The following is an 18,289-nucleotide window of genomic DNA, read 5'->3' as shown; positions in this document are numbered from 1 at the left end:
GGCTGTGGACGACGACCAAGCCACCACCGTCGTCATCGGAGCATGGACCTACAGCCACACCGGGTGGGACACCCCCGGCGACGCAGCCCTCGCCAAAGCCGCCGCCGCGGCCGCCCGCGAACACGACCAGGAGCGAGTAGCGCAGCGGAAGGCACACATCGATAAGGAGGACAGGCAATGAGAAGACAACGGACGACCGATGAGCCGCCGAGACCGACGTCATCGAAGGTGGTGGCGATCGAGCCTCTGTGGACGATCCACGATGTCTCGAAGTACCTCGGCGTCCCGGTGGGGACCCTCTACCAGTGGCGCCATCGGGGGATGGGGCCGCCCGCGGTGCGCCTGGGCAAACACCTGCGCTACCAACCGGCCGCGGTCCGGACTTGGGTCACGGAGCAGGTGGCCTGACGATGGCCAGCATCACGAAGGACCCGCGCAACGGTCAATGGCTGGCCCGCTGGCGTGACCCGCAGCACCGGCAGCGCAAGAAGTCGTTCAGCAGGAAGGTCGACGCCGAGCGCTTCCTCGCGGCTCTCCTGGCTGAGATGAACCGCGGCAACTACCTCGACCCGGCGGCAGGCAAGGTCACCGTCGGGGAGTTCGCCAAGGTGTGGGTGGCCGGCCTTTCGCACCTGAAGNCCCGCCTGTCCGGCGTGGCTCCCTCGGACGTAGCGGCGTGGATCGGCGAGCTGACCGAGGGCGGGGCGAGGCCATCGACGGTCCGGCAGGTCCACCGCGTGTTCTCCCTGATCATGGATCTCGCCCTGCGCGACGGCCGCATCGGTCGCAACCCGGCTGTGGGGGTGCGATTGCCGAGAGCCGTGCGCGGAGAGCCACGCTTCCTCTCTCCGCCTGAGCTGACAGCACTCGTGCGCGCATCGGGGTCGGGTGGTCTGGCCATCTGCATCCTGGCTTTCACCGGCATCCGCTTCGGCGAGCTCACCGCCCTTCGGGTGGTCCGCGTGGACCTCGAGCGACGACGGCTGCACATCGCCGAGAGCGCCTCCGAGATCGGCGGCCGCCTCGTCTGGAGCACGACCAAGAACCACCAGACGCGGTCCGTTCCCGTTCCCCCTGGGCTGGTACCGATGCTCGCGGAAGCGGTCGCGGGCAAGGAGCCGGGGGACCTGGTCTTCATGTCGCCGCACGGGGGTCCGCTCCGACTGGGCAACTGGCGCACCCGAGTCTTCGACCCCGCGTGTGCCTCCGCCGGGATCGTCGGGCTGACTCCGCACGACCTGCGCCACACCGCCGCCTCCCTGGCCATCGCCGCTGGGGCGAACGTCAAGGCCGTCCAGCGGATGCTCGGGCACTCCTCGGCCGCGATGACGCTCGACGTCTACGCCGGACTGTTCGGTGACGACCTCGACACGGTGGCCGCTCTGCTCGATGCGCATGTGCCACAAATGCGCCACAGCGCTGAGATCACGGCTGCTGCCGGAGGTTGAAATGACGCCGCATAGGGCGCTGACCTGCATTGATGCATGGTGGGGCAGGTCGGGCTTGAACCGACGACCGACGGATTATGAGTCCGCTGCTCTGACCGACTGAGCTACTGCCCCGGGACGGCTCGCACCGCCAGGGCGAGATTGTGTCAGACCCGGTGACGACGGCGAGAACGCCCGCTCACAGCGAGCCACAGCCAGTGACAGCAGATCCACGGCCCAGCCCGGACGCTGCCACAGGGCGCCGCCCGACCGTGGAGCCCCACCCACCACGAGGAGCACTCCATGAAGATCCGCATCGTCCCCGTCGCCGCCGGCCTCGCCGCAGCCGCCGGCATCGCCCTCACCGGCGCGTCCCTGGCCAGCGCCGACACCAGCACCCCGGCCGCCTCGACCGCCTCCTACGGTGCCAGCGCCCCCGCAGCGGGCGAGGCACCAGCCGCAGCCAACGGCAACACCGACCCGACCAAGCCGATGCGCTCGGATGAGACGCTGCTCACCGGCGACGTGGCGGCCAGGGTCACCGCGGCCGCCAAGGCCAAGGAGCCGACCGCGACCATCGAGCGGGTCGAGACCGACTCCGACGGCGTGTACGAGGCGCACATGGTGCGCACGGACGGCACGCACATCATCGTGCAGGTCGACAAGAGCTACGCCATGACGGCCGTCCAGGAGGGCGGCGCTGGCGGCGGGCCCGGGGCACGGGGCGGCCAGGGCGGCGCACCCTCGCCGTCGTCCGGGCAGGCCTCGTCCTCGACGGCGCCCTCCGCCAGCTGAGCCGGGGACGCCCCGACAAGGCGGAACCCACCCGCGTCAGCGGGTAGTGCAGCACGGTCCACCCAGAAGAGGGGACGGTATGGCGTCGGGGCCACCCGACGCCGTACCGCACCAGGGGCCCACCGCCGACCGCCACCAGCGCCGCGGTGAGCACGCGAGGGATGTTTCGCTCGATACTGGTGATAGTGCTGGTGTCGCTGTGGTCCGTGGTGCACAATGGGCGCCAGCACAGCCAAACTGAAGAGTCGCGGCGACCAGCCGAGCCACCAGCAGTGCAGAGGTTCGTGGGGAAGACGTCCNGGTGTTCATTCACTCCACCCCGAAAGCGCTGTGCCCGCACATCACCTGGGCGCTGGAGTCCGCCCTCGACAGCCGGCTCTCCATCGAGTGGACGCCTCAACCTGCCGGTGCCGCCCTCGTCCGCGCGGAGTTCCCGTGGACTGGTGCACAAGGCACCGGCGCCAAGCTCGCCTCGACGCTGCGCGGGTGGGACAACCTGCGCTACGAGATCACCGAGGAGCCCAGCCCCGGTGCCGACGGGTCGCGGTGGTCGCACACCCCGTCCCTCGGGATCCACCACACGTGGACCTCGGCGGCCGGCGACGCGGTCGTCAACGAGGACCGGCTGCGCGAGGTGCTGCGCCTGTCGCAAGGCTCGCCCGAGGCGATGGCCGACATGCTCGAGGAGATCCTGGGCGCCGACTGGGACGCCGAGCTCGAGCCCTTCCGCTACGCCGGCGACGGCGCGCCCGTGCGCTGGCTGCACAAGGTCGGCTGAACACGCAAGTGCCCCCTCCCGCCGAAGGCAGGAGGGGGCACTCGTCGTGCTCGGGGCCGTCAGGACGGCCGGCCGTCACGAACCGGGGAGCGGTCCGGTCACGGCTGGCAGCTGGCGGTCGAGAAGCTCGACGAGGAGTTGATGCAGGTGGACACGAACTTCTCGAAGTCGGGCTGGCGCCAGGTGTTCCAGAAGTCGCCGTGCAGGGTCTCGCCGTCCTTGACCCCGGCGTGGGAGTCCGAGTCGAGCGAGATGTCGTTGCCGGCACCGGTGTAGGTGAACTGGAACGTCTCACGCAGCTCGACCATCTTGTTCGGGAAGCCGGACGGGCACGTGGAGACCCCGCTCTTCTTCACCGCGTAGGCGTAGTGGGCGTTGTCGTTGGTGTTACCCACGTCGGTCGACTTGTGGTTGGGCAGCACCCCGTCCCAGCAGGACGGGAAGTCGACGTGCGCCGTCAGCGTGTGACCCGGCTTGCCGGACTGGCCGACGCAGGACGGGATCGACGGGCCGGTCGGCACGCCGGAGTACTGGCCGCAGCCCCAGTCGTGCTTGGTGGCGACCAGACGCGTGTCCGCGGGGAAGGCCTTGGCCTGGCCGAAGTCCTTGTGGTCGAAGGACCGGTAGTACGCGGTGAACGCCTGCGCGGGGACGAGCTGGCCGGCCTTGGCGCCGGAGTTGTAACGCAGCGTGGGGACCCAGTAGCCGGCGGAGTCCGCCGACGTGGACTGGCCGAGGACGGCGGCGCAGTTGTTGGCCTTGCCGGCGAGGTCGGCGTAGTTGGCCTTGTCCGGGTTCGACAGCGAGTGCCAGGCGATGTTGCCGAAGAACTGGTGCTCGTGCTCGGAACCGGTGCCGTTGTGGTTGACGATGGGGTCGTAGCGTCCGACGGCGACCACGGGCTGGCTGTTCTCGTCACACTTGACCTTGCCCATTGCGTTAGCTGGGGCGGCCGACATGAGGGCTGTGACCGATACGAGGGCGATCAGAGCCAGGGCTATGCGTTGACGCATTCTTCTCCTTGGTTGGGGGAACGGCTGCGTCCGGGCATGCCAGAGCTCGGCACGCTGGACGGGCCCCTTTGGGGGGAGGGGCGCGCGCGTGACGGCATGACGACGCAGTCGTCGTCACGTTCGCCGACACATCTCGGCGCCGAACCGGGTCGCCCTGCGTTCGCCGGTCGGCACGACCCCGGGCACTCCGCGCTCACCGCGGATCACATCGGGGGCTCGACCCCGGAACGCGGGGCCAACGAGCAGCCGCGGACGAGAGTACATCATCTCCGCCCCTTCACCACATCGCTGATCTTTCGGACATCGGGCGAGCCGCTGACCTGCACGGTTCGGCGTCTGCCGAGTCCGTCTGTAGCCTCTTCGGCTGACCAACCGACCCGGAGGTGTCCCTTGACCCGTCGCGAAGCCGCGGCAAGGACGAGCGTGGTGGCGTCGGCCGCAGCAGGAGGCGTGATCCTGCTGTGGTCCGCCTGGCGCGTCCTGACCGCCCCACTACCCACCGCCGCCGCCACCGCAGCCTGGCTGCTGTGGGGGGTCTCGGTCGTCGCCCTGGTGACCTTCGTGCTCTACCTGCGCGAGATGGCCCGCCACGGGCTGGGATCGCGCCACGCCAGCTGGAAGCCGTTGCCCGGCGTGCTGCTGCTGTGGGTGGGCGGACTCACCGCCCTGGTGGCGTTCGGGTTCGTGCTGCCGGACCGCCCGGGCGACACGGCCCAGCCCGACGTGGACACCGCCGCGACCTCACCCAGCACGACCGCTGCGCCGGCCCCGGCGGCCACGAGCGCCCCGAGGACCTCGCCGACCACACCCCGCGCCACCCGAGCCGCGGTGGCACCCGCCCGGGCCACGTCGCAGCCGCAGCCCGTCTCGCCCCCCTCGACCGTGCAGTCGACGACCCGCACGGCGACGTCGGCACCCTCGCCGACCAGCACGACCCCCACGCCCACGGCAACCACCACCACCACGCCGTTGCTCGACATCGTCCTGCCGCCCGGCCGCGGGCACGCGAAGCCCCCGCACACCCGCTGAGCTAGCGGACGAGCTTGCCGAAGCGCTGGGCGAGCGTGAGCGGTGGCGCCTCGCCGGCGACGTCGAGCGGCCGGTCGGCCCGGCCCTCTCCGAGGGGCAGGAACGCCTTGCCGGCGCGGGCCCGGATGACGCTGAGCTCGTGCGGCCGGAACAGCTCCACGGGCAGCGCCCAGAAGGTGGGACGGTGCTCGATGACGACGACGTCGTCGTACTGGTGCACGGCGGTGACCAGCGAGTAGCCGTACTCCACCGCGGAGTCCAGGTCGCGGACCCTGATCGACTCCTGGCCCACGGTGACGGCGATGAAGCGGCCGGGCACCACCTCGCGCGCCAGCCACTCGTCGTGACGGCGCATCATGAGCAGGACGATCACGACGTAGGCGAGGACGCCCACTGCCGGCAGCCCTCCCATCAGCCACCACACCAGGGTGTCGGAGCGCTCCGCGTACTCCCAGGCGCAGACCAGGGACGCCACGGCGGCGACGACGAGGACAGGCACGACCTGCCGCAGGACCATCGGGCAGCGCAGCGTGTACCGCCACAGCCCGCGCCTCAGGCGCTCGGCGAGGTGGTCGTCGATGATGTGTACGCGTTCGCGGCCCCAGCCCCGCGCAGCGGTCGATCCCACCAACTCCGTGCCCCCTGACTCATCCGGGGCACACGCTACTGAGTCGACCGGGTCACGGCTTCGTCACCGGACAAACACCATCCGAACGGGGGACCAGCCCTTAACTGTGCTGGTCCGCCGCCCGGAAAGTGAATGCGTGGTGTGAGGCGCCCGACGGTCAGACCGAGGTGAAGACCACCGCGACGTTGTGGCCCCCGAAGCCGAACGAGTTGTTCAGGGCCGCGATGTCGCCCTGCGGCAGCTTGCGGGCCTCGCCGTGCACGACGTCGAGCTTGATGGCCGGGTCGAAGTCGTCGAGGTTGATCGTGGCCGGTGCCGTGCGGTGGTGCAGCGCGAGCACCGTCAGGACGCCCTCGAGCGCACCCGCGGCACCCAGGAGGTGACCGGTCATCGACTTCGTGGCGCTGACCGGCATGCCGTCGGCGTCGTCACCGAACGCGCGGCGGATGGCGTTGGACTCGGCGACGTCACCGACGGGCGTCGAGGTGGCGTGGGCGTTGACGTGCACGATGTCCTTGGCCTGCAAGCCTGCTCGCTGCACGGCCTCGACCATCGCACGGGACGCGCCGGCGCCCTCCGGCTCGGGCGCGGCAATGTGGTGGGAGTCGGCCGACATGCCGACGCCACCGATCTCGGCGTAGATCTTGGCGCCGCGGGCCTTGGCGGCCTCGTACTCCTCGAGCACCATCACCGCGGCACCCTCGCCGAGGACGAACCCGTCGCGGCCGGTGTCGTAGGGCCGGGACGCACGCTCCGGCTCGTCGTTGCGGGTCGACAGGGCCTGCATGGCGGCGAAGCCGGCGATGGGCAGCGCGTGCACGGCGCCCTCCGTGCCACCGGCGACCGCGATGTCGGCGCGGCCGGAGCGGATCATCTCGTAGGCGTAGCCCATGGCCTCGAGGCCCGAGGCGCAGGCCGACACGGGGGTGTGGGCACCGGCGCGGGCGCCGAGCTCGAGCGAGACCGCGGCCGAGGAGGCATTGGGCATGAGCATCGGGACGGCGAGGGGGAAGACCCGGCGAGGGCCCTTCTCCTTGAGGTTGTCCCACTGCGACAGCAGGGTCCACACGCCGCCGATGCCGGTGCCGATGCATGCGGCGAGACGCTCCGGGTCACCCTCGGGCGAGCCGGCGTCGGCCCAGGCCTCGCGGGCGGCGATGAGGGCGTACTGCGCGCTGGGATCCATGCGCCGGACCTCGACCTTGGTGAGGACCTGGTCGGCAGGCGTCTCCAGCGTCGCGGCGAACTTCACCGGGAGGTCGTACTTCTCCACCCACTCGTAGGGCATGGTCTTGGCGCCGGAGCGGCCGGCCAGGATGGCGTCCCACGTGTCGGGGACGTTGCCCCCCACCGGGGTGGTGGCTCCGAGGCCCGTGACGACGACGCGTCGTTCGGCGGTCATGGCTGGAGGTGCTCCTTCGTGAGGGGTGGAGGGAAGGGGTGGTGCTGCGGGGTGGGCGCCGGCGCCCCGGGTAGGGGGCGCGGCGCGCCACCCCGCGGTGGTGCGTGGTGGAGCGCCGGGGCTCAGGCCTGGTTCTTGGAGATGAAGGACACGGCGTCGCCGACCGTCTTGAGGTTCTTGACCTCGTCGTCGGGGATGCGCACGCCGAACTTCTCCTCGGCGTTGACGACGATCGTCATCATCGACAGGGAGTCGATGTCGAGGTCGTCGGTGAAGGACTTCTCCGACTGCACCGACTCGGTGTCCAGGCCGGTCTCCTCGTTGACGATCTCGGCCAGACCCTCGAGGATCTCCTGCTCGCTCTGCGCCATTCGGCTCAGCTCCTTCGTGTATCGACTGCTGTCGGGTGGGTGGTTGGCCCTGGTGTTCCGTGTTTCACCCGCGGGCCAGCGGGAGTCGTGGTGCCGCTAGGGCAGGACGATGACCTGCGCCGCGTAGACGAGGCCGGCGCCGAAGCCGATCTGCAGCGCGAGGCCTCCGTGGGGCGCCTCGCCCTCGCGCAGCATCCGCTCGGTGGCGAGCGGGATGGACGCGGCGGAGGTGTTGGCGGTCTCGGCGATGTCGCGGGCGACGGCGATGTCGGTCGGCAGCTTGAGCTGCTTGATCATCGCGTCGATGATCCGCATGTTGGCCTGGTGGGGGATGAACGCGTCGAGGTCCTCGGCCCGCACCCCGGCGGCGTCGAGCGCCTTCTGGGCCACGGGCGCCATACCCCACACGGCCCACCGGAAGACCGACTGGCCGGCCATCCCGATCGCGGGCCAACCCAGGTCCTTCTCGCGGACGTCGACCCAGGAGTCGCGCTGGGAGATGGTCTTCCACTGCGCGCCCTCGGAGCCCCAGACCGTGGGGCCGATGGCGGGGGTGTCCGACGGGCCCACGACGGCAGCGCCGGCGCCGTCGCCGAAGATGAACGCGGACCCGCGGTCGGTGAGGTCGGTGAAGTCCGACAGCTTCTCGACGCCGATCACCAGGACGTGGCGCGCGCTGCCGCCACGGACCATGTCGCTGGCGAGGCTGATGCCGTGGCAGTAGCCGGCGCAGGCGGCGGAGATGTCGAACGCCGCGGCCTGGATGCCGAGGCGGTCGGCCACGATCGGTGCAGCCGCCGGGGTCTGGTAGGGGTGGGTGACCGTGGCGACGATGACGGCGTCGATGGCCGACGGCTCGAGGCCGGCGGCGCGCAGGGCCTCGAGCGAGGCGGCGACGGACATGTCGACGACGGACTCGTCCTTGGCGGCGAAGCGGCGGCTCTTGATGCCGGACCGCTCCTGGATCCACTCGTCGGAGGAGTCGATGGCCTCGACGAGCTCGGCGTTCATCACGACACGCTCGGGGCGGTAGCCGCCGACGCCCATGATGCGCGAGAAGGCGGCGCCCTCGGGAGCGGTGATGGATCCGGTGCCCTTGGGGGAGGGAGTGGTCATGTCAGGCCTCGCGCTCGGGGGTGGTGGCCTCGGAGGCGGGGTCGCCGCCCTGCGCCGAGTCGGTGATCAGCTGCTGTGCCGCCGTGAGGTCGTCGGGCGTCTTGACGGCCACCGTGGTGACCCCCGGCATCCCGCGCTTGGCGAGGCCGGTGAGGGTGCCGGCGGGGCAGAGCTCGACGAGCGCGGTGACCCCGCTGTCGACCATGGTCTGCATGCACAGGTCCCAGCGCACGGGGCTGCTCACCTGGCGGACGAGGCGGGCCAGGGCGTCGGTGCCTCCTGCGACCGGGCGGCCGTCGGCGTTGGACAGCAGCGTCACCCCCGGGTCGCTGACGTCGAAGTCGGCGGCGAGGGTCTCCAGGGCGGCCACGGCAGGCGCCATGTGGTGGGTGTGGAACGCACCTGCGACCTGCAGCGGGATGACCCGGGCCCGGGCAGGCGGGTCGGCCGCGAGGGCGGCGAGCTGCTCGAGGGTGCCGGCGGCGACCGTCTGCCCGGCACCGTTGGCGTTGGCGGCGGTGAGCCCGTGGCGCTCGAGCACGGTCTGGACCTCCGCGGGATCGCCCCCGAGGACGGCGCTCATGCCGGTCGGAGCCTGCGCCGCGGCGGCGGCCATGCCGGTGCCGCGCTCACGGACGAAGACCATGGCGTCGTGGCCCGACAGCACGCCGGCCAGGCCTGCGGCCGTGATCTCGCCGACCGAGTGGCCGGCGGTGACGCCGACCGGACCGACCGGGCCGTCGGGCAGGAGCACCGCTGCGGCGGCGAGCCCGGCCGCGACGATGAGCGGCTGCGCGACCGCGGTGTCCTTGATCGTGTCGGCGTCGGAGGTGGTGCCGTGGGCGACCAGGTCCAGGCCGGCCACGTCGGACAGCGCCTCCAGGCGCTCACGGAACGGGGCCAGCTCGAGCCAGGGCGCGAGGAAGCCGGGGGTCTGGGAGCCCTGTCCGGGGCAGACGATGGCGAGCACGGTCCCAGCCTCGCGTGCGGACCTCGCCCGGGACGTGACCGTTTGGCACGAACATCCCGCGCGGGTTTTGGAGGTTTCCTCCAAAGAGGGGGGCGTCAGGCCGGTGGGGCGTAGCGCACGGCGGCGGGCACGGCACGGCTCAGCCGCCCGAGGGCGAGCGCGATCCGCACGGTGTGCGCGTCGTGGGGGTCGGTCAGCTGGTAGCCGGTGAGGTCGGCGATCTTGCCCAGGCGGTAGCGCACCGTGTTGGGGTGGACGAAGAGCAGGCGGGCCGTCCCCTCGAGCCCGCCGCCGGTCTCCAGGTAGGAGGCGGCGGTCTCGAGCAGGGCGCCGCCGCTGGTCGCGAGCGGGTGCCAGATGCGGTCGAGCAGGAGGGCGCGGGCGGGTGCGTCGCCGATGAGCACCCGCTCGGCCAGCAGGTCGTCGGCGGCCACCGGTCGCGGCGCCTCCGGCCACGCCTGGGCGCACGAGTGCCCCGCGAGGGCGGCCCGGGCGCTGCGCCCGGCGGCGAACAGGTGGGGCACGGTCGGGCCGACCACCACGGGCCCGTCGCCGAACTGGTCGCCGACCTCCCGCGCAGAGGCCATCGCGTCCTGCACGTTGCCGAGGATGCACACGAGGCGGCGGCCCTGGACCGCGACGAGGGTGTCCACGCCGACCCGTTCCGCCGCACGGCGCAGGCCGTCGACCACGCCGGCCGGGCTGCCCTCGGGCGTGCTGCCCGCGACGACGGCCACCCGGGTTGTGGTGCCCCATCCCAGCGCGGCGGCGCGCGACTGCATCGAGTCGTCGGCCTCGCCACGCAGGACGGCGTCGACGACCAGGCCCTCGAGGCGGGCGTCCCAGGCACCCCGGGCCTCGGCCGCGTGGGCATAGACCTCGGCGGCCGCGAAGGCGATCTCGCGTGAGTAGCGCAGCACCGACTCGCGCAGCGCCTGCTCCTCACCGGGCTCGGCCAGGGCGGTGGCGTCCTGCTCGACGACGTCGACGACCGACCGCACGAGGTCCAGCGTCTGCCGCAGGGTGATCGACCGGGTCAGCTCTCGCGGGGCGGTGCCGAAGACGTCGGCCGTGACCGGGGTCTGGTCGCCACCCTCACGCAGCCACGCGATGAACGCCGCGATGCCGGCCTGGGCGACCAGGCCGACCCAGGAGCGGTCCTCCGCCGACAGCGCGCGGTACCAGTCGTGGGCAGCCTCCATGCGCCTCGTGGCGCCGCTCGACAGCTCGCCGGCCGCGCGCTCCACCCGCTGGAGGGTGGCGGGAGAGGTGCGCAGGGCCGCAGGCATGCTCGGAGTCTATTTGTATGGGGCCCACAACCGCGTGCACGGGAGCGCGCCCAGGGTTCGGCACGGCTTCACCCGCCGGCCACCGCCGAGTCGCCCGCCGCGGACGGCCGGTTCCTAGCGTCCGGGGGCATGACCAGAACCCTGCCCGTCCTCGCCACCACTGCCGCACTCCTCCTGGCCGGCACCGTCGCCGCGTCGACCGCCGGTGCCGCACCGGCCGCCCGCCCGGGTCCGGGTGCCGGCACCAACCCGGGCTCCGCGCAGTACGTCCGCCAGGCACCCACCGCCCACCCGCTGGTCATCGCGCACCGCGGTGCCTCCGGCTACCGGCCCGAGCACACCACTGCGGCCTACGAGCTGGCGGTGGCCATGGGCGCCGACTACATCGAGCCCGACCTGGTGATGACCAGGGACGGCGTGCTCGTGGACCGCCACGAGCCGGAGATCTCCGGGACCACCGACGTCGCCGACCACCCCGAGTTCGCCGACCGCCGGACGACCAAGGTGCTCGACGGCGTGCGCACCACCGGCTGGTTCACCGAGGACTTCACCCTCGCCGAGCTCAGGACGCTGCGGGCCAAGGAGCGGCTGCCGCAGATCCGCCAGGAGAACACGCTCTACGACGGCCGCTACCCGGTGCCCACCTTCGCCGAGGTGCTGGCGCTGCGGGAGAAGCTCTCGCGGGAGTACGGCCGCCCGGTGGGGATCATCCCCGAGATCAAGCACTCGACGTACTTCCACGCCCAGGGCCTCGACCCCGAGACCGCGCTGATGAAGCTCGTGCGCCGCTACTCGCTCAACCGCCCGGACGCGCCCCTGTGGGTGCAGAGCTTCGAGCTGACCAACCTCGTCGCCCTGCGCCGGGACCACGGCTACCGGGCGAACGAGGTCTTCCTCGCCAGCGGGTCCGGGGCGCCGTTCGACCTGCAGAGCACCGGCGACCCGCGCACCTACGCCGACCTGCTGAGCCCGGCGGGACTGCGCGGCCTGGCGCGCACCGTCGACGGCATCGGCCCGGACAAGAACCTGGTCATCGCGCGCGAGGCTGACGGCAGCCTCGGTGCGCCGACCGGGCTCGTCGGTGCGGCGCACGCTTCGGGCCTGGCGGTGACGCCGTACACCTTCCGCGCCGAGAACACCTTCCTGCCGACCGACTACCGCGTCGGGACCGACCCTGCCGACTTCGGCCGGGCCGTCGACGAGGACGTGGCGTTCATGCGGGCCGGCGTCGACGGGCTGTTCTGCGACCAGCCCGACATCTGCGTCACCGCGCGCAAGCAGTTCCTCGGGCGCGACTGACCCTCAGCGGCACCTCAGCGGCACCTCAGCGGCACCTCGGCGGAACCGGGCGCTGGGCGCGCGCGAGTCCGTTCCGGCTCAGCCTGCGTGGTCGCGCCAGGAGTGCTGGGGGTCGTAGCCCAGCACGCGTCGCGCCTTGTCGATGCCGAGGAGCGTCTCGTGCTCGCCCAGCTCCTTGCGGACCTCGACACCGGGGAAGACCTCGGCGACGAGGTCCGCACTCGAGCGGCTCATCACCGTGTCGGCGTTGGCGATGACGAACACCTCGACGCCGGGCTCGGTGCGCTCCAGCCCCAGACGCACCGCCTGGGCGCCGTCGCGGGCGTCGATGTAGCCCCAGAGGTTCCACTTGCGCAGCGAGGCGTCGGCGTCGAAGGCGGGGAACGCTGCGTAGTCCTCGGGGTCCATGACGTTGGAGAACCGCAGGCCGACCATCGTCAGCTCGGGGTCCCAGCGGCAGAAGTGCCTCGCCATCTCCTCCTCGAGCGCCTTGTTGAGCGAGTAGGTCGACTCCGGTCGCGGGTCGTACTCCTCGTCGACGGGCACGTAGGGCGGGGGAGTGTCGAACGGCAGCCCGAGCACCGTCTCGCTGGACGCCCAGACGATGCTGCGGATCCGCAGCGCCCGGGCGGCCGCGAACACGTTGTAGGTCGCGGCCGAGTTGTTGGCGAAGGTGGCCGCGTTGGTGCTCAGGCCCGGTGCCGGGATGGCCGCGAGGTGCACGACCGCGTCGACGGGGGTCGGGTGCTCGTCGACGCCGCCGGACAGCGCCTCGAGGACCTGCCCGTAGTCGGTGAGGTCGACCGCCACGAACGGCGTCTCCGGCGAGGCCGGACGGGTCCGGTCGAGCGCCAGCACGTCGTAGCCGCGGTCGGCCAGGTGGGCGACGACGGTGCGGCCGAGCTTGCCGGAAGAACCCGTGACGGCGACCCGGCGGGCGGGCTGGGCGGACTGCGCGGAGGAGGTCATCCGACCATCCTGCCCCAGACGCACGTATGCCGCCCGCTCAGGATGAGCGGGCGGCATACCTGTTGTGCCACACGGAGATCCGTCACTGACGGACGGGTCGGGTTAGGCGGTCAGCTCTCGCCGCCGGCGTTGCCGGAGGTGCCGGCGGTGACGTCGAGCAGGCGGTAGCGGGCCGCCGCCTCGCGCGGGACGGAGCCGTCGATCTCGCCACGCTCGGCGAGCATCTGCAGCGTCCGCACCGCCATCGACGGGCCGTCGATGTGGAAGAAGCGGCGCGCCGCCGGCCGGGTGTCGGAGAACCCGAACCCGTCGGCACCGAGCGACGCGAAGTCACCGGGCACCCACTGCTGGATCTGGTCCTGCACTTGGCGCATGTAGTCGGACACCGCCACGACGGGGCCCCTGGTGTCGCGCAGGCGCTGCGTGACGTAGGGGACGCGGCGCTCCTCGTCAGGGTGGAGGAAGGCGTGCTCGTCGGCGGCGAGGCCGTCGCGACGCAGCTCGGTCCACGACGTCACCGACCAGACGTCCGCCACCACGCCCCAGTCGTTGCGCAGCAGCTCCTGGGCCTCGAGGGCCCACGGGACGCCGACGCCGGAGGCGAGAAGCTGGGCCCGCGGCGCGTCGTCGCCGAGGCCGTCGCTGGTGCCGCGGGCGAACAGGTACATGCCCTTGAGAATGCCCTCGCGGTCGACGTCCTCCGGCTCGGCCGGCTGGCTCATCGGCTCGTTGTAGACGGTGATGTAGTAGATGACGTTCTCGGGGTTGTCGCCGTACATGCGGCGCAGCCCGTCCTCCATGATGTGGCCGATCTCGAAGGCGAACGCGGGGTCGTAGGACACGACCGCCGGGTTGGTCGCCGCGAGGATCGGGCTGTGGCCGTCGGCGTGCTGCAGGCCCTCACCGGTCAGGGTGGTGCGGCCCGCTGTCGCGCCGATGAGGAAGCCGCGCGTCATCTGGTCGGCAGCCGCCCAGATCGAGTCGCCGGTGCGCTGGAACCCGAACATCGAGTAGAAGACGTAGATCGGGATCATCGGCTCGCCGTGCGTGGCGTAGGACGTGCCCGCCGCGGTGAAGGCCGCCATAGAGCCCGCCTCGTTGATGCCGAGGTGCAGGATCTGCCCGTCCTTGGCCTCCTTGTAGGCCAGCATCAGCTCGGCGTCGACCGACGTGTACTTCTGCCCGTGCGGGTTGTAGATCTTGATCGTCGGGAAGAACGAGTCCATCCCGAAGGTGCGCGCCTCGTCGGGGATGATCGGCACGACGCGCTTGCCGAACTCCTTGTCGCGCATGAGCTCCTTGAGCAGCCGCACGAAGGCCATGGTCGTGGCGACCTGCTGCTTGCCGGTGCCCTTCTTGACCACGGCGTACGCGGAGTGGTCGGGGAGCTTGAGCGGCTCGTGCTGGACACGACGTACCGGCAGCGGGCCGCCGAGCTTCTGGCGCCGCTCGCGCAGGTACTGGATGGTCGGGTCGTCCGGTCCCGGGTGGAAGTACGGGGGACGGTAGGGGTCCTTCTCGAGCTGCTCGTCGCTGACGGGGATCTTCAGGCTGTCGCGCAAGCCCTTGAGGTCGTCGAGGGTGAACTTCTTCATCTGGTGCGTGGCGTTGCGGCCGGCGAAGTGCGTCCCGAGCCCGTAGCCCTTGATCGTCTTCGCGAGGATGACGGTCGGCTGGCCGTTGTGGTTCATCGCGGCCTGGTAGGCGGCGAACACCTTGCGGTAGTCGTGGCCGCCGCGCTTGAGCTTCCACCAGATGTCCTCGTCGGACCAGTCCTTGACCATCTCGCGGGTGCGCGGGTCGCGGCCGAAGAAGTTCTCGCGGACGTACTTGCCGTCGTTGGCGCGGAAGGTCTGGTAGTCGCCGTCGCTCGTGGTGTTCATGATGTGCGCGAGGGCGCCGTCACGGTCCGCCGCGAGCAGCGGGTCCCAGCCGCGGCCCCAGACGACCTTGATGACGTTCCAGCCCGCGCCGCGGAAGAACGACTCGAGCTCCTGGATGATCTTGCCGTTGCCGCGGACCGGGCCGTCGAGGCGCTGCAGGTTGCAGTTGATGACGAAGGTGAGGTTGTCGAGCTCCTCGCCGGCCGCGAGCTGCAGCAGCCCACGGGACTCCGGCTCGTCCATCTCGCCGTCGCCGAGGAACGCCCAGACGTGCTGCTGGCTGGTGTCCTTGAGGCCGCGGTTGTGCAGGTACTTGTTGAACTGTGCCTGGTAGATCGCGTTCATCGGGCCGATGCCCATGGACACGGTCGGGAACTGCCAGAAGTCCGGCATGAGGCGCGGGTGCGGGTAGGACGGCAGCGCGAGCGGCTGGCCGGCCACGACGTGGCTGTGCTCCTGGCGGAAGCCGTCGAGCTGGTCCTCGGAGAGCCGGCCCTCGAGGAACGCCCGGGCGTACATGCCCGGGGAGGCGTGGCCCTGGAAGAACACCTGGTCGCCGCCGCCGGGGTGGTCGGCGCCGCGCCAGAAGTGGTTGAAACCCACCTCGTAGAGGGTGGCTGCCGAGGCGTACGTCGAGATGTGGCCGCCGACCCCGATGCCGGGGGCCTGGGCGCGGTGGACCATGACGCCGGCGTTCCAGCGCAGGTAGGCGCGGTAGCGGCGCTCGACCTCCTCGTCGCCGGGGAACCACGGCTCGGCCTCGGGGCTGATCGTGTTGATGTAGTCGGTCGCCGTCAGCGACGGCACCCCGACCTGCATCTCCCGAGCGCGCTCGAGCAACTTGAGCATGACGTAGCGGGCCCGCTGGCGACCGCCCTCCTCGATGACTCCGTCGAGGGAGTCGAGCCACTCCTGGGTCTCATCGGGGTCGATGTCCGGGAGCTGGCTGGGGATGCCGTTGAGAATGGGTCCGGCTTCCTCGCGTGCGGCCACGGTGGTGAGTCCTTTCTCGCGCCACGGTCGCGGGGTTGCCTGCGACCAGCACCCATCTTCCCCCCTTCCATGGCGAGGGTCACAACCCGGTCGGCCCTACTGGCCAGTATGCGGAGCACGCGGCAGTGCGCCCGGGGCGCGCGCCGATTTCACCCACGGCTCCCGAGTTGGGAGACTGGGTGCCGATGTCTTCCCTCCTGGTCAACCCCACCACCCCCGGTGAGGACTCCCGCAGTGCGCGTCGTGCCCGGTTCCGTGGCGACATCGAGGGCCTGCGCGCCGTGGCCGTCACCGCCGTCGTGGCGTTCCACGCGGGCCTCGGTCTCGTCAGCGGCGGCTTCGTCGGCGTCGACGTCTTCTTCGTCCTGTCGGGCTTCCTCATCACCGGCCTGCTCGTCGACGAGCTGGCCCGGACGGGGCGCATCTCCCTGACCCACTTCTACGCCCGGCGCGTGCGCCGACTGCTGCCGCTGGCGGCCCTCGTGCTGGCCACGACCGCGGCGGCCACCCAGGTCCTCGTGCCCGCCATCGACCGCGCGGGCGTCGCGGTCGACCTGGCCGCGGCCGCCCTCGGGGTGGCCAACTGGCGCTTCGCCCTCGAGGCGACGCAGTACATGGCCGACACCGACAAGTCGCCGGTCCTGCACTTCTGGTCCCTCGGGGTCGAGGAGCAGTTCTACGTCGTGTGGCCGCTGCTCCTCGTCGTGCTCATCGGCATGTCCGGGGTGGCGCGCAGGTCGTGGGCCGTGGCGTTCCGCCGCATGGCCTGGGCGCTCGGCGGGGTCTTCGTGGTCTCGCTCCTGCTGTCGATCCAGCAGACGAGCTCCGGTGCGGCCGGGGCCTACTACGGGCTCCACACCCGCGCCTGGGAGCTCGCCGCCGGTGGCGGGCTCGCCCTCGTGCGCCCGGTGCTCGGCCAGCTGACCCGGCGCGCGGCCACGGGTGCCGCCTGGCTGGGCGCAGCCCTCGTCGTGGGCTCTGTGCTCCTGATGGACGAGGCCACGCCGTTCCCGGGTCTCGCTGCGGCAGTGCCCGTGCTGGGCACTGTGCTGCTGTTGGTCGGAGGCGTCAAGGCCGGCGACCGGGGGGTCTCGGCGCTCCTGAGCCAGGCCGGGCCGCGGTTCGTCGGGCGCGTGTCGTACGCGTGGTACCTCTGGCACTGGCCCTGCCTGGTCCTCGCCGGGGCGCGGTGGCCAGAGGTCAGTGCCGACGGGGCGGCGTCCCCCGGCAACCACGCCCGGCCGCTGGTGGTGGTCGCGGCCCTGGTGGTGTCGTTCCTCCTCGCCGTGGCCAGCCACTACCTCGTCGAGCAGCCGCTGCGGGCCGCGCAGTTCCTCACCGTCTCGCGCCGCCGGTCGGCCCAGTGGGGTGGCGTCTTCGTCGCGACCTCCCTCGTCGCTGCGTGCGGCCTGGCCGTGAGCACCAAGCTCGCGGGGGAGCAGCCCGTGGCCGCGGTCGCCTCCGCCAAGGCCACCCGCGGAGCCACCGCCCACCTCGCCACCGACGTCGCGGGGCCTCGCACGCCGTCCGATGCGCGCGCGAGTCGGCCGAAGGACAGCACCCCGTGCTACACGGGGTACGCGACCACCGACGCGCCCCCGCCGGAGGAGTGCCGCATCGGGCCTGCCGACGGTGGGAAGAAGACCATCGCCCTGCTCGGTGACTCACACGCGCAGCAGTGGCTCCCGGCGCTCGCCCGGGCGGCCGAGGAGAAGGGCTGGACGGTCTACCACTACGCCAAGCCGTCGTGCACCATGACCGACGTCCCGATCTTCCACGTGCAGGCCAAGGGCCGCTACACCGCGTGCGAGGAGTGGCGTGGCCACGTCCTGGACCAGGTCTCGAAGATCGACGGGCTCGACGCCGTCGTCATCGGGCGCTGGAAGGACTACAAGGACATCGCCCTGCAGGCCGACGGCTCACGGGCGACGCCGGACACCATCGCCGACCTGTGGTCCAAGGGCTCCGCACGGACCTACCCGACGCTGGCGAAGGTGGCGCCGAGGATCGTGGTCATGACCGACACCCCGCGCCCGCCGCACGACGTGCCCGCGTGCCTGTCCCGCACCGAGGACGCGGCCGACTGCGCCTTCGACCGGACCGCGACGACGCACCAGGACGGTGCGCTCCTGGCGGCCGAGAAGGCGGCGGCGCCGAAGGCGTTCCGCACCATCGACCTGACGCCCGTGATCTGCCCGCAGCAGTCGTGCCCGGTCGTGTCGCCGGCAGGGTTGATCATGTACCGCGACTCCAACCACCTCACCGACGGCTACAGCGAGAGCCTCTGGAAGCTCATGGCCTCCGAGCTCACCAGGGCGATGGCCTGA

Annotated in this window: 17 protein-coding genes and 1 tRNA gene; 8 read left to right on the top strand and 10 right to left on the bottom strand. The window is 71.7% G+C overall.

Annotated elements, in window-relative coordinates:
- The 3 genes from ASG70_RS20090 to ASG70_RS14400 all read left to right on the top strand — a co-directional run.
- Positions 1–181 (top strand): hypothetical protein (locus ASG70_RS20090; RefSeq protein ID WP_235531515.1); only part of this gene is annotated, 181 nt, incomplete at its 5' end.
- Positions 178–408, top strand: coding sequence for an AlpA family transcriptional regulator (locus ASG70_RS14405; RefSeq protein WP_082590824.1), 231 nt, complete (start codon positions 178–180; stop codon positions 406–408). The genes ASG70_RS20090 and ASG70_RS14405, both read left to right, overlap by 4 nt.
- 344 nt (positions 409–752) lie before the next feature.
- On the top strand, positions 753–1,448 hold the full coding sequence (locus ASG70_RS14400) for a site-specific integrase (protein ID WP_235531537.1): 696 nt from the start codon (positions 753–755) through the stop codon (positions 1,446–1,448).
- Positions 1,449–1,485: 37 nt separating this feature from the next.
- Here ASG70_RS14400 and ASG70_RS14395 read toward each other — a convergent pair.
- Positions 1,486–1,562, bottom strand: a tRNA-Ile gene (locus ASG70_RS14395).
- 168 nt (positions 1,563–1,730) lie between these two features.
- Between ASG70_RS14395 and ASG70_RS14390 the strand changes: the two genes are divergently transcribed.
- Both ASG70_RS14390 and ASG70_RS14385 read left to right on the top strand, forming a co-directional pair.
- The gene (locus ASG70_RS14390; RefSeq protein ID WP_056884556.1) at positions 1,731–2,222 is read left to right on the top strand and encodes a hypothetical protein; all 492 of its coding nucleotides are present in this window, start codon (positions 1,731–1,733) and stop codon (positions 2,220–2,222) included.
- A gap of 301 nt (positions 2,223–2,523) precedes the next feature.
- The gene (locus tag ASG70_RS14385) at positions 2,524–3,000 is read left to right on the top strand and encodes a DUF3145 domain-containing protein (protein ID WP_082590822.1); all 477 of its coding nucleotides are present in this window, start codon (positions 2,524–2,526) and stop codon (positions 2,998–3,000) included.
- A gap of 98 nt (positions 3,001–3,098) precedes the next feature.
- Here ASG70_RS14385 and ASG70_RS14380 read toward each other — a convergent pair whose 3' ends face one another.
- Positions 3,099–3,935 carry a DUF1996 domain-containing protein gene (locus ASG70_RS14380; protein ID WP_056884555.1) on the bottom strand — a complete coding sequence of 279 codons (837 nt, stop codon included), beginning with the start codon at positions 3,933–3,935 and terminating at the stop codon, positions 3,099–3,101.
- A 468-nt stretch (positions 3,936–4,403) separates the two neighbouring features.
- On the opposite strand from ASG70_RS14380, the gene ASG70_RS14375 reads away from it, so the two are divergent.
- Positions 4,404–5,042 carry a hypothetical protein gene (locus ASG70_RS14375; protein WP_156400020.1) on the top strand — a complete coding sequence of 213 codons (639 nt, stop codon included), beginning with the start codon at positions 4,404–4,406 and terminating at the stop codon, positions 5,040–5,042.
- A 1-nt stretch (position 5,043) separates the two neighbouring features.
- On the opposite strand, the gene ASG70_RS14370 is transcribed toward ASG70_RS14375, so the two are convergent.
- The 6 genes from ASG70_RS14370 to ASG70_RS14345 form a co-directional block, all read right to left on the bottom strand.
- Positions 5,044–5,670: a hypothetical protein gene (locus ASG70_RS14370; RefSeq protein ID WP_056884553.1), complete on the bottom strand. Its 627-nt coding sequence runs from the start codon at positions 5,668–5,670 to the stop codon at positions 5,044–5,046.
- Between the two features lie 157 nt (positions 5,671–5,827).
- Entirely contained in the window at positions 5,828–7,072 is a 1,245-nt protein-coding gene (gene fabF / locus ASG70_RS14365) for a beta-ketoacyl-ACP synthase II (protein WP_056884552.1), read from the bottom strand.
- Between the two features lie 122 nt (positions 7,073–7,194).
- The gene (locus ASG70_RS14360; RefSeq protein ID WP_056884551.1) at positions 7,195–7,443 is read right to left on the bottom strand and encodes an acyl carrier protein; all 249 of its coding nucleotides are present in this window, start codon (positions 7,441–7,443) and stop codon (positions 7,195–7,197) included.
- 96 nt (positions 7,444–7,539) lie between these two features.
- Positions 7,540–8,559, bottom strand: coding sequence for a beta-ketoacyl-ACP synthase III (locus ASG70_RS14355; protein ID WP_056884550.1), 1,020 nt, complete (start codon positions 8,557–8,559; stop codon positions 7,540–7,542).
- 1 nt (position 8,560) lies between these two features.
- Positions 8,561–9,529 carry an ACP S-malonyltransferase gene (locus tag ASG70_RS14350; RefSeq protein ID WP_056884549.1) on the bottom strand — a complete coding sequence of 323 codons (969 nt, stop codon included), beginning with the start codon at positions 9,527–9,529 and terminating at the stop codon, positions 8,561–8,563.
- 95 nt (positions 9,530–9,624) lie between these two features.
- Positions 9,625–10,818, bottom strand: a complete 1,194-nt coding sequence (locus ASG70_RS14345) for a CdaR family transcriptional regulator (protein WP_056884548.1) — start codon at positions 10,816–10,818, stop codon at positions 9,625–9,627.
- A gap of 129 nt (positions 10,819–10,947) precedes the next feature.
- Between ASG70_RS14345 and ASG70_RS14340 the strand changes: the two genes are divergently transcribed.
- A complete protein-coding gene (locus ASG70_RS14340) occupies positions 10,948–12,117 on the top strand; it encodes a glycerophosphodiester phosphodiesterase (protein ID WP_056884547.1) in 1,170 nt (389 codons plus the stop codon).
- Between the two features lie 78 nt (positions 12,118–12,195).
- Here the strand turns inward: ASG70_RS14340 and ASG70_RS14335 are convergent, their stop codons facing one another.
- Both ASG70_RS14335 and aceE read right to left on the bottom strand, forming a co-directional pair.
- Positions 12,196–13,086, bottom strand: a complete 891-nt coding sequence (locus ASG70_RS14335) for an NAD(P)-dependent oxidoreductase (protein WP_056884546.1) — start codon at positions 13,084–13,086, stop codon at positions 12,196–12,198.
- Positions 13,087–13,196: 110 nt separating this feature from the next.
- A complete protein-coding gene (gene aceE, locus ASG70_RS14330) occupies positions 13,197–15,962 on the bottom strand; it encodes a pyruvate dehydrogenase (acetyl-transferring), homodimeric type (protein ID WP_056884545.1) in 2,766 nt (921 codons plus the stop codon).
- A gap of 185 nt (positions 15,963–16,147) precedes the next feature.
- On the opposite strand from aceE, the gene ASG70_RS14325 reads away from it, so the two are divergent.
- Complete coding sequence (locus tag ASG70_RS14325; protein ID WP_156400019.1) at positions 16,148–18,289, top strand: acyltransferase family protein; 2,142 nt, start codon at positions 16,148–16,150, stop codon at positions 18,287–18,289.

Origin of the sequence: Phycicoccus sp. Soil748, from assembly GCF_001428025.1 — a bacterium.
In the GTDB taxonomy this organism is placed as follows: Bacteria; Actinomycetota; Actinomycetes; order Actinomycetales; family Dermatophilaceae; genus Pedococcus.
The sequence above is the reverse complement of the archived record's forward strand: the minus strand, read 5'-3'. Positions and strand labels throughout refer to the sequence as shown.

Bases quoted from the DNA above. Each gene is read 5' to 3' on its own strand.
- ASG70_RS14405 (WP_082590824.1), top strand. From the start codon at position 178: ATGAGAAGACAACGGACGACCGATGAGCCGCCGAGACCGACGTCATCG.
- ASG70_RS14400 (WP_235531537.1), top strand. From the start codon at position 753: ATGGATCTCGCCCTGCGCGACGGCCGCATCGGTCGCAACCCGGCTGTG.
- ASG70_RS14390 (WP_056884556.1), top strand. From the start codon at position 1,731: ATGAAGATCCGCATCGTCCCCGTCGCCGCCGGCCTCGCCGCAGCCGCC.
- ASG70_RS14380 (WP_056884555.1), bottom strand. From the start codon at position 3,935: ATGGGCAAGGTCAAGTGTGACGAGAACAGCCAGCCCGTGGTCGCCGTC.
- fabF (WP_056884552.1), bottom strand. From the start codon at position 7,072: ATGACCGCCGAACGACGCGTCGTCGTCACGGGCCTCGGAGCCACCACC.
- ASG70_RS14360 (WP_056884551.1), bottom strand. From the start codon at position 7,443: ATGGCGCAGAGCGAGCAGGAGATCCTCGAGGGTCTGGCCGAGATCGTC.
- ASG70_RS14355 (WP_056884550.1), bottom strand. From the start codon at position 8,559: ATGACCACTCCCTCCCCCAAGGGCACCGGATCCATCACCGCTCCCGAG.
- ASG70_RS14345 (WP_056884548.1), bottom strand. From the start codon at position 10,818: ATGCCTGCGGCCCTGCGCACCTCTCCCGCCACCCTCCAGCGGGTGGAG.
- ASG70_RS14340 (WP_056884547.1), top strand. From the start codon at position 10,948: ATGACCAGAACCCTGCCCGTCCTCGCCACCACTGCCGCACTCCTCCTG.
- ASG70_RS14335 (WP_056884546.1), bottom strand. From the start codon at position 13,086: ATGACCTCCTCCGCGCAGTCCGCCCAGCCCGCCCGCCGGGTCGCCGTC.
- ASG70_RS14325 (WP_156400019.1), top strand. From the start codon at position 16,148: ATGTCTTCCCTCCTGGTCAACCCCACCACCCCCGGTGAGGACTCCCGC.